Source organism: Nostoc sp. DedQUE09 (assembly GCF_034530915.1).
GTDB lineage: Bacteria > Cyanobacteriota > Cyanobacteriia > Cyanobacteriales > Nostocaceae > Nostoc.
Genome location: NZ_JAVRCE010000059.1, coordinates 36,553 through 50,221 on the forward strand (window position 1 = coordinate 36,553; position 13,669 = coordinate 50,221).

Annotated in this window: 13 protein-coding genes and 1 pseudogene; 7 read left to right on the plus strand and 7 right to left on the minus strand. The window is 39.8% G+C overall.

The window, feature by feature from the left end:
* Positions 1–209 precede the first annotated feature (209 nt).
* On the plus strand, positions 210–713 hold the full coding sequence (locus RMY27_RS27705; RefSeq protein ID WP_322668067.1) for a GNAT family N-acetyltransferase: 504 nt from the start codon (positions 210–212) through the stop codon (positions 711–713).
* 38 nt (positions 714–751) lie between these two features.
* Here RMY27_RS27705 and RMY27_RS27710 read toward each other — a convergent pair whose 3' ends face one another.
* The 5 genes from RMY27_RS27710 to treS form a co-directional block, all read right to left on the minus strand.
* On the minus strand, positions 752–1,702 hold the full coding sequence (locus RMY27_RS27710) for an ABC transporter permease (RefSeq protein ID WP_322668068.1): 951 nt from the start codon (positions 1,700–1,702) through the stop codon (positions 752–754).
* A gap of 81 nt (positions 1,703–1,783) precedes the next feature.
* On the minus strand, positions 1,784–2,746 hold the full coding sequence (locus RMY27_RS27715) for an ABC transporter permease (RefSeq protein ID WP_322668069.1): 963 nt from the start codon (positions 2,744–2,746) through the stop codon (positions 1,784–1,786).
* Positions 2,747–2,829: 83 nt separating this feature from the next.
* Positions 2,830–3,411: a carbonic anhydrase gene (locus RMY27_RS27720; RefSeq protein ID WP_322668070.1), complete on the minus strand. Its 582-nt coding sequence runs from the start codon at positions 3,409–3,411 to the stop codon at positions 2,830–2,832.
* 199 nt (positions 3,412–3,610) lie between these two features.
* The gene (locus RMY27_RS27725; protein WP_322668071.1) at positions 3,611–3,910 is read right to left on the minus strand and encodes a hypothetical protein; all 300 of its coding nucleotides are present in this window, start codon (positions 3,908–3,910) and stop codon (positions 3,611–3,613) included.
* A 241-nt stretch (positions 3,911–4,151) separates the two neighbouring features.
* Positions 4,152–7,532, minus strand: a complete 3,381-nt coding sequence (gene treS, locus RMY27_RS27730) for a maltose alpha-D-glucosyltransferase (RefSeq protein ID WP_322668078.1) — start codon at positions 7,530–7,532, stop codon at positions 4,152–4,154.
* A gap of 778 nt (positions 7,533–8,310) precedes the next feature.
* Here treS and RMY27_RS27735 point away from each other — a divergent pair.
* From RMY27_RS27735 to RMY27_RS27750, 4 genes are all read left to right on the plus strand, one after another.
* Positions 8,311–8,919, plus strand: a complete 609-nt coding sequence (locus RMY27_RS27735; protein ID WP_322668072.1) for a glutathione S-transferase family protein — start codon at positions 8,311–8,313, stop codon at positions 8,917–8,919.
* Between the two features lie 84 nt (positions 8,920–9,003).
* Positions 9,004–9,609, plus strand: coding sequence for a class I SAM-dependent methyltransferase (locus tag RMY27_RS27740; RefSeq protein ID WP_322668073.1), 606 nt, complete (start codon positions 9,004–9,006; stop codon positions 9,607–9,609).
* A 774-nt stretch (positions 9,610–10,383) separates the two neighbouring features.
* Positions 10,384–10,692 carry a WG repeat-containing protein gene (locus RMY27_RS27745; RefSeq protein WP_416212373.1) on the plus strand — a complete coding sequence of 103 codons (309 nt, stop codon included), beginning with the start codon at positions 10,384–10,386 and terminating at the stop codon, positions 10,690–10,692.
* 38 nt (positions 10,693–10,730) lie between these two features.
* The gene (locus tag RMY27_RS27750; protein WP_322668074.1) at positions 10,731–11,957 is read left to right on the plus strand and encodes a Hint domain-containing protein; all 1,227 of its coding nucleotides are present in this window, start codon (positions 10,731–10,733) and stop codon (positions 11,955–11,957) included.
* 18 nt (positions 11,958–11,975) lie between these two features.
* On the opposite strand, the gene RMY27_RS27755 is transcribed toward RMY27_RS27750, so the two are convergent.
* Positions 11,976–12,287 (minus strand): hypothetical protein, encoded by a 312-nt coding sequence (locus tag RMY27_RS27755; protein WP_322668075.1) that lies wholly within the window; start codon positions 12,285–12,287, stop codon positions 11,976–11,978.
* Positions 12,288–12,323: 36 nt separating this feature from the next.
* Positions 12,324–12,725 (minus strand): hypothetical protein, encoded by a 402-nt coding sequence (locus RMY27_RS27760; protein ID WP_322668076.1) that lies wholly within the window; start codon positions 12,723–12,725, stop codon positions 12,324–12,326.
* Between RMY27_RS27760 and RMY27_RS27765 the strand changes: the two genes are divergently transcribed.
* Both RMY27_RS27765 and RMY27_RS27770 read left to right on the plus strand, forming a co-directional pair.
* Positions 12,704–13,336 (plus strand): MarC family protein, encoded by a 633-nt coding sequence (locus tag RMY27_RS27765; RefSeq protein WP_322668077.1) that lies wholly within the window; start codon positions 12,704–12,706, stop codon positions 13,334–13,336. The genes RMY27_RS27760 and RMY27_RS27765 overlap by 22 nt on opposite strands.
* 151 nt (positions 13,337–13,487) lie before the next feature.
* A pseudogene (locus RMY27_RS27770) lies at positions 13,488–13,598 on the plus strand (TrkA family potassium uptake protein); the annotation flags it as partial.
* Positions 13,599–13,669: the final 71 nt, after the last annotated feature.

Consider the following 13,669-nt stretch of genomic DNA (forward strand, 5'->3'; position numbering starts at 1 on the left):
TGCTCTGTTCAATTAAATTTAAAGGGTAAATACGTTTGTAGTGAGGACTTCAGTCCTCAAATATTCAAGCACGCTTTGTGCTTAAATTTGAGCGATACATCGCTCACTACGAAACTCTCATAATAATGGGACAGACCACTAGCTATCAAGAATAATATCAGCGAAAATACTTTTAATAAAACAGAGAAATCTTTCATGAGGAGAATATCATGTCGGAGATTGTAAAGTCAAATATAAAAGTACGATGTTGTCTGCCATCAGATGCAGAGAGCGTCTTAAAAGTACATCGAGCAGCAATTCATGGAACTGCTTCATCGTGTTATCCAAAGGAAATTATTCAAGATTGGGCATCTCCAATTACGCCCTCTAAAATTAAGGCTTTTGCAGATAATACTGTTATTGGGGAAGAAACCCGAATCGTGGCAGAAATTAATGACCAAATTGTGGGGTTTGGTGCAATTGTTGTTAGCAATAGTGAGTTACGTGCAGTGTATGTGTCTCCGAGTTTTGGCCGTTCTGGAGTGGGAACTGCAATACTTCAAGAGTTAGAACGTTTAGCACGTGAGCGAGGATTGTCGGAATTACATTTGAACGCTTCGCTAAACGCTGAACCGTTTTATCAAGTTAATGGTTATATAAATGAAGGTTTTGAAGAACATATCTTGCGTTCCGGTCGAAAAATGCCATCTGTTCGGATGAGAAAAAAATTGTAATTGAAGGCTAGTGATAATAGTGTTGTGTTTCCATGAATTTACAATAATCTCGGATCTAGCGCATCTCGTAAAGCATCACCTATATAGTTAATGCTTAACACCGTGAGAAATATTGCTGTGCCAGGGAAAATAACTATGTGGGGAGCATATTCTAGAAAGTTTTGTCCTTCATTAAGCATTCGTCCCCAAGTTGGCACATCAGGTGGAAAACCTAAACCAAAAAAGCTCAGGGTTGATTCGGTAACGATCGCAGTACTTACTGAAAGAGTAGCAGCAACTAGTACGGGACTAATGACGTTGGGCAAAATATGAACCCAAATCAACCGTGCAGGGGAAGCACCAAGGGCGCGTGCTGCTGTGACAAATTCTAACTCCCGCACTGTCAAAAAACCGGCTCGCACTAATCTAGCCACAGACATCCAGTTGAGTCCACCAATCACGAGTACTATCAACACAAATATACCTATTTCTGGCCCGGCGATCGCCTTAATTGCATCCCGAAACAAAAATATCACTAGTAATAATAATGGCAGTCGTGGTAAAGCTAAACACAAATCTGTCAAACGCATCAAAACAATATCCAGCCAGCCGCCATAAAACCCAGCAAGTGCGCCAATCAGTGTACCGACACTCATGGCTACTAACATCGAAAAAATTCCGACTGCGATCGATATTCGTCCGCCATACAAAACTCTCGCTAATATATCCTGACCTAAATCATTAGTACCAAATGGATGTGCCCAACTAGGGCCAAGAGTCGATTGAGCAAAGTCAATTTTGTTGAGGGGAATATTATAAATAAATGGCCCAAACAAAACACTTAACACTATAATTAGCAAGACTACAATCCCAAACATAGCTTGACGATTACGACGAAACTTGCGCCATGCTTCTTGTGTGAGGGTTTCTTGCTTAGAAAGATTGGTTGGTGTTGGAGAAACTAAAAATTCGGATGGTTCTGAACTTTGATTAGGCGATCGCTTCAACATAAAAGATGTTCTACATTTAATTTGTATACTACTAACAGCCAGAGTAAGGACTCTATTTTTTATTAATTTGGAATTTTTTAACTATTTTGTATACTTGACGCGAGGATCTAGTAAACCATAAAGAATATCTGCAACTAGGTTAAAAAGAACAATCAAAATTGCATATATAAAAGTAATTGCCATGACTACTGGTGTATCATTCTTATAAATAGAATCAATTAATAAAGCACCTATACCCGGAACCCGGAAAACCTTTTCTGTCACTAAAGCGCCTGTAAAGACACTTGGAATATCTAAGGCTACCAATGTAACTACAGGAATTAACGCATTCCGCAAAACATGACGATTGATAACCAAAAATTTCGGTAATCCCTTAGCATAAGCAGTACGCACATAGTCTTGATGGATATTTTCCAAAATTTCTGAACGCACAAAGCGCATCAGCATTGCTGTTTGCCAAATTCCTAATACACAAATAGGCATAATAGATTGTTTAATTTGAGCGATCAAACTCTGCCAATCTGTTACCTGTAAAGTACTATTGTAGATAAAAGGGAACCATTTTAACTGGATACTGAAGATAATAATAAACAGTAATCCTGTAAAAAATGTTGGTAAAGAAAACCCAAAAAAAACTAAAGTAGTCAAAACTGTATCAACAATAGTATTGCGTTTGAGAGCCGAAATTACGCCTAAAGGGATAGCCAGCAATATACCAAGAAGATAAGCAGAACCAACCACCCACAAGGTTGTCGGTATCCGTTGGAGAATTAAACCAATTACTGGACTGCGGCTAGTAAAGGAATAGCCCATATCTCCACTGATAAAAGCGGTAAACCACTTGACATAGCGGATATAAATTGGTTGATCTAAACCTAAAGATTTTTTGATATTTTCCCGAACTTCAGCTGTGATGGAAGGATTCAAGGCAAATTCGCCCATTGGATCGCCTGGTGCTAATGCCAGGATAGTAAAGATCACAACACTGATGGCAATTAACGTCGGAATAGCAATTAGTAATCGATTGATTAAATATTTACTCATTGACCCCATATTCGCTGCTGTATCCTTGAAGAGACTGGGGATTAATATTTTTATTCTGCACTTTCTTCTTCGAGATCATGAAACTACCCAACTTGACCAACTTTTGTAGCTTCAGTAACTTCAATTAATTGCCCTGTTTTGACATTGTAAATATAACCATAAATAGGAATTTCAAGAGGAACTAATGGATGCAAACGAATTCTTTGCACATCTGCATAAACGCTTTTGGCGAGATCATCAATAGTCAGCCAATTGATAAACTTGCCTTCGCTTGATCCCGACCCAGACCCAATATCAGACCAACCTGTTTCATCCAGTTTGGCTGTTTTGAGGCTACTAGCAAGTAAATTACTGATGATTTCATTTGTGAAGGTTTCCATTCCACAATTAGTATGATGAATTACAAACCATTCACGAGTACCAAGTAACTTGTAAGAAATCACTAAAGAGCGAATTGCATCATCGCTAGCACGTCCACCTGCATTGCGAATTACATGAGCATCCCCTTCAGCTAATCCAGCGAATTTAGCTGGGTCAAGTCGAGCATCCATGCAAGTGAGAATTGCAAACCGACGAGATGGGGGTATGGTGAGATTACCCTTATCACCGAAGTTTTCAGTGTAAGTAAGATTAGCTGCCAGAACTTCTTCTATAATTTGGCTCATTTTTAGTATGTGTGGACAAGCACTCGATTAGCAAACTGAAAGCTAAATTTCTACCTATTGACTTTAGTTTGGATAAAATTACCAGCTTAAACTACAGTAAATCGATAGGAATTTGCTATTTGATAAAGAGTAATGTGCCACAAATTAATACAAAAGGCAAGTTACAGCCTTGTGGCCCTAGCTGTCTAATTCGTGTTGTTTACAGGATACGGGGCGTGAGTAGCCACGGATGCTGTTGGCGAAATATTTCTTCACATTGCCAAATTACTGCCATTACTGGCAAGGTCAATACTCGTGAACGCAAGCTCCGTTCTTTGTCTTTTACCCCTTTGAGGTTAGCAAATGTACCTGGGCTGACTAATTCAAACAGGCGTGATTCTATCTCTTGCGTGGCTGGGGTAGGTACGCTGACTCGATGGCGAAAATCTGGATTCCCTTGCTTTTTCCGTGGTTTAGTCATGGCTTTTTCAACACCCTTGCGTTGATTGACTTCTATCATTAGACTTCTTGGCATTTGTCGGGGTAAAGGGGAAGGTGGGGTCCCCTCTGGGGATAAGGGGCGGGGGAAAAGGGTAAAGAAACTCAAAATCCTTTCCCTTTAACCTTTTTCCTTTTCCCTAAGAGTGCAAAAATATATTTTTGCAAGAGACTCCATGAGCTGCGCTCACAAGGAACAATAAAAATAATCTGGGCTTTACTTGAGTTTACAAATTAGCTCTAAAACCCTTACACAAAAAGGGTTATATATTTCCCGACAAGTTTAATAATTGCAGAATAAATTGGAGTGGAATTTTTACCCAATCAGAGCGATTATTTAATTCATAGCCTAGTGCATCAATCGCTTGTTCCAGAAGATAGGCAAAAAGCAGCACATCTAGTTCTTCTCTTGTGTTTGGAAGGAAAGATTCTTGATTAGCAGTTTCTAAATAAGAGTTCAAAAAGCTAGTACTGACCCAGGTATACCAAAACTGTCCCCATTGTTCTATAAGGGGTAAATTTTCAGGTAGGATCATCCCAGATTCTTTTTGATAGCCCAGAGCTTCGTTAACTGCATAGTTGAAAGATAGCAACATTCCTGCTACATCTTGTAGAGGCGATCGCTTGATGCGTCGTTCGCTTAAACTGCGATCTGCTTTGCCTTCAAAATCAGTAATCAAAAAGTCTTTTCCTGTGTAAAATACTCGTCCCAATTGGTAGTTTCCATGATGACGAGTACGCAATGCAGTAATTTTTTGCCCAACAACTAACTGAAAGCGTTCTAAGATTTTCTGTTGGCTATTAAGAACTTCTAATGCTAATGGTTGAGTATTGTTCGGCAAGTACTCTATTCGTTCTTTTAACAACCGAAATACTTGTCCGGTTAAGTTACGTGCATTTTGATATATCGAACGTTGATATAGTGATGAAAAAGATTCTGGAGCAAAGTCTGAGCTATCTATATTTGTAGCCAGCGCTATATGGAATTCAGCTGTGGATTTACCCAACAATTCAACACTTTGTAGGTAAGAAGTGATAGTTGCAATTGCCAATTCTGGAATTTCAATTCTTTGTAAATCCGACAAAGAACCTGATGGAAGAGGTACTTCGGTAATAGTGGCGTATTCTGTAGTCACTAAATCAAAGTACTTTTGCAAACTGTCAAGAGTATAGTCCCAGCCACTACGGGTATCTAAAATAAACTCTTCTAATATACCTATAGTCGTAGGTAGGGCAGTGTTGTTGCCTGTTTTTTTTGCACGGCGGTACTCTAAAGCACCAGCTAGCAAAACTGAATGTTGCAAGCGTTTTTTCTGGTATAGGAAACGCCGGATTTCTAAATCTGGGTGCAAACCCTCCTCAACTTTACGGAAAATTTTCAACAACAAGCGATCGCCATAAACTATATAAGTTTGTTCTTCTTTATTCAGGACAGTCGGCTCACTATTAGTTAACTCTTGGTGCAATTTGGAGAATGAATCAGTAGTAGTGCCAAATAATTCTCCGGTTATCCCTTTATAAGAGTGATGATTAGCGATTCCATCTAGCAGTGAGGTGAGAAAGTTTTTGTCTGCTAAAGCATCAAATAAAATTCCAACTTCTTGAGTATTGGATGGAGGAGTATCTATTTTGCCTTGCACCCCAAGGCGTGCAATCACAGCTTGCGGCATTTCTGCTAAAAGATGTGTTGCTTGCTCACCTTCTGCATAGGCGAGAAACAACAGATAAGTTTCGCGGTTTCCCTGGATATAATCTACCTGCAACCAAACAATTTGAGCTATCTGTTGGTTATAGGGTAAAGAAATCGCTTCAATAATTTGTACTGATTGTATCTGAGTTTTGCCGCCAAACCAGCTACAGGTGTAGAGGTAATCCCGCAGTGTTGATTGTAGAATGCTTTGTGACTCTCGTTGCGAAATCACATTCTGCCATGAACCATTTACCAACAGCGTTGCTAAGTCTGCTTGGGGTTTAGGGGGTTGAGTCAAGCTAAGTTTACCTTGTAAGGTGAACCAGTAAAACCCATAAGGACTTAAGCTGAGGAAATAGGGCGATTCTGTAATTGGTGGGAACTCAGTGGAACCAAAAATTTCTACTGGTAGTAGCCCATTGAAGGCTGATAAATCTAACGCCACTGTTTGCACATGACGAGATAAATTTGCGACTACCAAGACATATTCTTCAGAGGCAATCCGGCTGAAGGCAAAAACTTTGCGATTATTAGAATGTAACAATTCAAAACGCCCTTCACCCAATGCCGCAAACCGTTTGCGAGTAGCAATTAAACGTTTCATCCAATACCAGAGAGAATTGGTATTAGTCCGTTGTGCCTCGACGTTGAGTGCTTCGTAGTGATATTCTGAGTCAACGATGACGGGTAGATACAAGCGTTGCGGGTTGGCGCGACTAAAACCAGCGTTGCGGTCAGAACTCCACTGCATAGGTGTGCGAACACCATTGCGATCGCCTAGATAAACGTTATCTCCCATGCCAATTTCATCACCGTAGTAAAGTACGGGGGTTCCTGGCAAAGATAATAATAAACTATTGAGTAACTCAATTTGGCGGCGATCGTTGCCCAAAAGCGGCGCTAATCTGCGGCGGATGCCTAAATTTACCCGCATCATTGGGTCTTGTGCATAGGCCCCATACATAAAATCGCGGTCTTCATCTGTCACCATTTCTAGAGTCAGTTCGTCATGGTTGCGGAGGAACAATGCCCACTGACAGTTATCAGGAATTGATGGAGTTTGCTGAAGAATATCTACAATCGGGAAATTATCTTCCATCCGCACTGCCATAAACAAACGCGGCATTAGGGGAAAATGAAAGTTCATGTGACACTCATCCCCTGCACCGTAATATTGAGCTGCATCTTCAGGCCATTGGTTCGCCTCAGCTAGTAACATCCGGTTAGGAAATTTGGCGTCGATGTGCGATCGCAACTCCTTCAAAAACGCATGGGTTTCGGGTAAGTTTTCGCAGTTCGTTCCTTGCCGTTCGTAGAGATAAGGTACAGCATCCATACGTAGTCCATCTACACCCATCTCCAACCAAAAATCTAAAACATCAAATACTGCCTGGCGCACCAAGGGATTGTCATAATTCAAATCAGGCTGATGGGAATAGAAACGATGCCAGCAATAAGCTTGGGCAACTGAATCCCAAGCCCAGTTAGATGTCTCAAAATCTTGGAAGATTATTCGCGCTTCTTGGTATTTCTCAGGAGTATCACTCCAAACATAAAAATCTCGCTCCTGACTGCCTTTTGGGGCGCGACGTGCTCTTTGAAACCAAGGATGTTGGTCAGATGTATGGTTAATAATTAACTCAATAATTACACGAATACCCCGTTGATGAGCAGCCCTCAAAAACGCTTTAAAGTCTTCTAAAGTGCCATAGATAGGATTGACACTAGTGTAATCGGCAATATCATAACCATCATCCCTGAGTGGTGAAGGGAAAAAAGGTAACAACCAAATGGCAGTAATACCTAAATCTTGTAAGTAGTCTAGTTTTTCTGCCAGTCCTTGAAAATCACCAATACCATCACCATTACTGTCCGCAAAGGTGCGAACACCTAGTTCGTAGATAATTGCATTTTTGAACCATAAGGGGTCATTTTTCAAGTTGGGGTTTGGCATTTTAAGAAGATATGCGATCGCATATCTAATAGAACTATTTACTTGATACAATGGCTGAAATTATCAGCTGATTTAGCTTACACGAGTAATGTATACATTTTCTTACTTAACTCATAAAACTACCTAACGAGCGATATTTAGTACTTAGTGATCAATAATCATACAAACTGTGTATATGCATATATATTTAAAAATTTAGGTTGCAAAACTGTAATACAGCAGCCCCCCTGCTAGAACAAATCCCAAAATCGGAGAGAATAACAGAGAACTAAAATTTCCCAGACGTGAATGAAATTAACTCTAAAACTGATTTGACGCATCAACCAGAAAGCAGAATTATTCTTCAGTCAGTACAAAAAATGACCTAGCGATGCCGAACGCGCAGAGCGTCTCCAAGAGGGGGCAAGCTACGCGCTGCGATTTATCCCGTTCTATGTTAGAGTTACCGGGGCAAAAGTGGTGGAATGGCGCAGCTTTCAAGTGAGGGTATGATGTACGCAATCGTCTCGTTGCTGAGTTTTCAAGCCGTCGGTTTTTAAATCTCAAAGCATTTACTGGCGCGAAGTTTGTGCCGTTTCATAAAATGCTTTAACTAATCAACTCTGGAGTATCCATAGCCCAAGCCCAGAGCGTTCATCCATGCCAAACTCATCAACATAGACTCTTCGGAGGCACTTTAGGGTTATTCACTTGCGCTTTTGTAGCCGCTTGTTTGGCTTCATTAATTTAAAATTGGATTTAAAATAGGAAATCACAATACTGAATTTATAGCAGCGATATGGCGCGAATCTTATACTTTGCACAGCGATCGCCTTACGCTCGGAAAGTGAGAATTGTCCTGGCCGAGAAGCAGCTACCTTGTGAATTCAAAGAAACAGAGATTAACAATAAATCTCCAGAATTCCTGGGTTTATCTCCCATTGGGAAAGTTCCGGTATTGGTGGATGAAAATGGTCTCGTTTTTTGGGATTCAACGCTGATTGTGGAGTATCTAGACGAGACTTATCCTCAGCCGAGTTTTTATCCAGGCTCGCGCATTGAGCGTTTGTGCTGTCGTCAGGGGGAAGAGTTAGCAGACAGTTTGATAGATAATGTTGTGGGATTGTGGTACGAAACCCGTCAAGGAAATCAAGCTGATTTTGCCACCCAAGCTAAATATCAGTCCAGCATTGATCGCATTTTAGGTGTTTTTGAGCAAAAGTTGACTAACTCAGCCTACCTATTCAATGAAACTCTGAGTGCTGTTGATGTGGCAGCTATATCAGGGTTGGGTTACTACAGCCTCAGATTTGGCCATAATTGGCAGCAAGAGTATCCTAAATTGAGGCAATGGTTTGAGCTATTGCATCAACGTCAATCGGTTTACTCTACCATGCCAAAAGCATAAAGCAATTTAGCTGACTTTAATCACTTGAGTTTTTGGAAGACATCGTAGCTATTATATTTACCTATTCAATAGAAAGCGTAACTAATGATGACCGAACGAGAATTTCCGAACTGGGAAGCGCTCTATCAAGAACAAGCCGTTGAAACCATGCCCTGGTTCAACCCTAACTTAGATCCAGATGTCGAAGAAGCGCTCCTTACCCTTGAACTGAGCAATGGTTCAGTGCTGGATTTGGGAACAGGGCCGGGAACTCAAGCGCTGGCCCTAGCCGAACGAGGATTTCAGATGATGGGGACAGATTTGTCAGAGGCGGCTATTCGTCAAGCGGCAGCAAAAGCAAATCAAAAGGGATTAGAAATTTCTTTTCAGCAAGATGATATTCTCAACAGTCGTTTGGAACAATCTTTCGATTTGATTCTCGACAGAGGATGCTTCCATGTTCTGCCACCCCAAAGCTATGGTACTTACGTGCAAACAGTCGCAAGCTTATTAAAGCCTAAGTGCTACCTGTTACTGAAATGCTTCTCTCAAGAGGAAACAAGAGAACAAGGGCCTTACCGCTTTAGCCCAGAGGAGATTGGGCAGATATTCAAAGAACGATTTAATCTGCGTTTGGCTAAACAAACGGTCTATCATGGGATACTCGATCCCCTTCCCAAAGCACTCTTTTGCATCCTAGAAAAACATTGATTTTTTTGCACAAATTTATCAGTTTTACTGAGAATGAGGCTCTAGAAGATTTATAGCTTATACCAATTTAATGTGAAGTTGCAGATATCTCGATTTCCCTAAATCCCCCTTAAAAAGGGGGATTTTGATAGACGTTTTTCGGGTTCACCCTTTAATAAAGCAGGGCTGTTTCATTCGATCTCTTAGGGATTTTGTCAAGAGTATGAGTCGGTTGAAAAGTTGGCTCTCTTAGTGGTGAAACTAAGTATACAAAAATTCCACTAGCTATTGTCAAAACCAGTAAGAACATCGAACTGTAAATAGATTTGCATCTAATTCTGGGAAAAAGTACTCTGGCTCACCTTCAGCTTACTTGTTTACTTGGACTCGATTGTAATATCATGTCCGCTTGATTGCTTATTAAACCCGAAGAACCCCACCCCGCCAAAGCTGTGCTTTGTCTCCCCTCCCCGCAGGCGGGGAGGGGTTGGGGGTGGGGTTCTTTTATTATAGGTAATTTGGCGGACATGATATAACTAATCATTGGCGAACATAATTTTGAGAGTAACTTAAAATTAAGGCACAAATCTTTAATCTAAATATTCATATAGATTAAGCCTTTGCAAAAAACAAAAGGAAAATTATTACTTTTTTGAAAGTAACTTCAAAAAAATGAAACAATTCTTTTCTTGACTTATTGGTTTAATTTTCACTAGTCTATTACTATCTCAAGGATTCTTAAAAGAAGCTAACTACAAACTCAACTCTATCGATAATCAAGCTCAAATCCATGCTATACCTCAGTCTTATTCCCCATCAAATTTTTCTGAAGGTTTAGCACGGATACAAATTGATCAGAAATGGGGCTATATCGATAAAACAGGTAAATTCGCTATTCCTCTTCAGTTTGAGGGTGCTACAGATTTTGCTCAAGGATTAGCACGAGTCTGGGTGAATCAAAAGTGGAGTTATATTGATAAAACGGGTAAATTCGCTATTCCACCACAATTTGATTACGCAGCTAACTTTTCCGAAGGACTGCCTCTGGTTAGCATTGAGAATCAGTACTCTCTAAAAGTGGATTTACTGATCCTAAATGGCTGAGATAAATAAATTTATCGATTTGTTATTGGAAAAATGAAATGAAAAATATAAACTACGTGAACAAAGTTATATCAATTTTTTTAATCATATTACTTGCTTTTTGTATCACCGAACCTGTTTATGCTCGTGGAGGTTGCTTTGCACAGGGAACTCCGGTTTTGACATCTCAGGGACATAAACCTATCGAAAAATTGAATAAAGCTGACAGTATTGTTACTTATAACTTTACAACTCACCAACTTGAAATAGGAAAAATAGGAGAAATTAAACTCTTAACATCACATGAATATTTATTAATTAATAACAAAATTAGAGTAACAGAAACTCATCCTTTCTATATAAAGACTGATACAGGAGTTAAGTTAAAGCAAGCGCAAAAACTGGAAATTGGCGACCAGCTTATTGGGGAAGGGGATTCCAGGATTTTCATTTTCAATATTGATCATATTAAGGAAAATATCACAGTTTATAATCTTATATCTGTGAATCCCAATCATAATTTTTATGCTAATGGCATTTTAGTACATAACAAAGGTGGTGGTGGAGGCACTGGAGGCGGTGGAGGTGGCTATTATCGAGGAGGTAATGGAAATAGCTCATTCACTCCAATCAACTCAAAGACACTTCCTAAGTATCTACTGATACTACTGGTCTTATTTGCTGGGTTGCTACCCGTTATTTTTTGTCGTGAAATTTATAATCTTACACATCTCTTTAACAAAGAATTTACCAATGACTCTGACTTAATTAAGTTTGCAACAAATATTAATTCAAAATTTACTAATCGTTATTCTCTCAAATATTCTAAAGATAAGGAACAGTGGAAGCAAATTTTAATCCAATTCGAGATCGGTGAACAAGAATATCAACAAATAATTAGTAAAAATCACTTAATTGAGGAAATCAATTCTTTATTTATCAAGTATCAAATGGACTGGACTATGAAGGACTTCGAGCATATGCTTGATTATATTTCTAAACCATTTTATTACCTGCAATACTATGTATTTCAACGTGATTTTGGTACTTCCTTTGATATTATTTATCAACCTGAAGTTATTGAAGCTGCACCCATTAGTTATAAACAGGAAGATAATCAGCATATTTTTCGGGTTCAAGTTAATGGTAAAATGACCAACTTTGTCATTTCTTCTGAAGGGTATGTGCTTAGTGGTGAGCCTTTTCCTCGCTTATTTTCTGAGTATTGGGATATCAGTGTAAACTCATCAGGAAAATGGTACTTAGTAAATATAACTTCCCTGTAAGAGTGATGGGCGCATTTGTTACTCCTCCCACTTCACTAGCACCCCTTCCACTGCAACCAATCCCCACTGCGGAAACTTCGCCAGCAATTTCTTGATCACAATTTGCAAAGCCGGATCGTCACTCCAACATTCCTGCAAAAAGTCAAACCCCAAATTTTGCCTTGAATTGCCTGCTACTTTGAGTTTCTGCATCCGCTCCGGTCGCATATTTGACCGCGCAACAATCACCTCATGTGACCATTTTCCAGCACTAGGGACAGGCGCGGCAGAAAAAGTACCTTCATTAACTACTTTGACTTCCACACCCGAAACTTGGTTTTTTCCTAACAACGAAGCAGAATAGCCCTCTTCTACAAGCTCTGGTGTTTAATTAGAGATCGCCGAACTTGAAGAAAATTCATTTTGTGCAACAGGCGCGGTGGAAAACATACCTTCATGAGGCAATGCCGCCTCAACATCACAATCCTGGTTTTCTACTTTCAACGAAGTGCAAAGGCTATGTTGTTTTTCCAAGCCAGTTAAATTCTGTGCGACGGACGCGGCGGAACAAGCACCTCCATAACACTCTTTCGGCTCAACACCGCAATCTTGGTTTTCAGCCAACAACAAAGGCAGATTACTCTGTGCAGCATCCACAAGCGTTAGCGTCGTGCAGTCCATTGCCACAGGCAAGTCATTCTCTTTCTTTGACCCCGACTCTCTGCTAAACTCTGCTTTTAAGGAACTTAGATAACCAAATATTGATAATGCCGTTAATTCAAAATACATTAGCAACCTTTATGGCTCTTTTCCCAATTGCCAATCCAATAGGTGCAGTTCCGGTTTTTTATACTTTAACAGCAACAGAAACATCATCTAAGCGTCATCAGCAGGCATTACAAACTGCCACCAATGTAGTTTTAGTTTTAGCTGTGTTTTTAGTAGCTGGCAGATGGATACTAGAATTTTTTGGGATTTCACTAAATGTGCTACGGCTAGCAGGTGGATTACTTGTTGCTCATACAGCGTGGGAAATGGTTACAGTTCATCAACGCCTAACTCCATCAGAAAAGGATGAAGCTATGGAAAAAGAGGATATTTCTTTTACACCAATGGCAGTGCCGTTGATCAGCGGACCTGGAGCAATTGGTGTAGTCACGAGTTTATCGATTAGCTTTAATCATTGGGTAGAGTATCTAGAGTCTTTAGTGGGAATTGTTTTAATCGGAATTAGCCTTTACCTGTGTCTTGTCTTAGGAGAGCCATTAATTAAAAGGTTAGGAAGAAATGGTGTAGGAGCCTTAAATCGAGTTTTTGGTTTTTTTATCCTAGCCATTGGTGTACGGTTTATTGCTGATGGCTCTATTTCATTGTTGAAAGAGGCATTTCCTATCAAGTAAATCAGCACTGATCTATCGCAAGTTAATAAAAATCCCATCTCAGCAAAACAAGCTGGACGGATTAAGGGTGATTTTAACAGAATCGGCGTGAGCCTCTCTACTTATAATGCTTTTGATTGAATCTAGGAATCAATAATAGAGATTAACAATTGTGAATTTATCAGCGTTAAATTTTTTCCGTAGTCTGCGTCAAGATAATCACCAATTTGCTGTAATTGGATCAGGACGTTTTGGACGTTCTGTCTGTGCAACACTAAATAAGTTATATCAATTTACATTGAAGCTGCATATAATGGGGAGAAGCAAACTTGGTAATTTAACCCAACCATGAGC

What these genes read in the sequence shown, in the direction of transcription:
- RMY27_RS27715 (WP_322668069.1), bottom strand. Translation starts at nt 2,746, where the DNA reads ATGAGTAAATATTTAATCAATCGATTACTAATTGCTATTCCGACGTTA.
- RMY27_RS27765 (WP_322668077.1), top strand. Translation starts at nt 12,704, where the DNA reads ATGCCGTTAATTCAAAATACATTAGCAACCTTTATGGCTCTTTTCCCA.
- RMY27_RS27705 (WP_322668067.1), top strand. Translation starts at nt 210, where the DNA reads ATGTCGGAGATTGTAAAGTCAAATATAAAAGTACGATGTTGTCTGCCA.
- RMY27_RS27710 (WP_322668068.1), bottom strand. Translation starts at nt 1,702, where the DNA reads ATGTTGAAGCGATCGCCTAATCAAAGTTCAGAACCATCCGAATTTTTA.
- treS (WP_322668078.1), bottom strand. Translation starts at nt 7,532, where the DNA reads ATGCCAAACCCCAACTTGAAAAATGACCCCTTATGGTTCAAAAATGCA.
- RMY27_RS27720 (WP_322668070.1), bottom strand. Translation starts at nt 3,411, where the DNA reads ATGAGCCAAATTATAGAAGAAGTTCTGGCAGCTAATCTTACTTACACT.
- RMY27_RS27725 (WP_322668071.1), bottom strand. Translation starts at nt 3,910, where the DNA reads ATGATAGAAGTCAATCAACGCAAGGGTGTTGAAAAAGCCATGACTAAA.
- RMY27_RS27750 (WP_322668074.1), top strand. Translation starts at nt 10,731, where the DNA reads ATGAAAAATATAAACTACGTGAACAAAGTTATATCAATTTTTTTAATC.
- RMY27_RS27760 (WP_322668076.1), bottom strand. Translation starts at nt 12,725, where the DNA reads ATGTATTTTGAATTAACGGCATTATCAATATTTGGTTATCTAAGTTCC.
- RMY27_RS27740 (WP_322668073.1), top strand. Translation starts at nt 9,004, where the DNA reads ATGATGACCGAACGAGAATTTCCGAACTGGGAAGCGCTCTATCAAGAA.
- RMY27_RS27735 (WP_322668072.1), top strand. Translation starts at nt 8,311, where the DNA reads ATGGCGCGAATCTTATACTTTGCACAGCGATCGCCTTACGCTCGGAAA.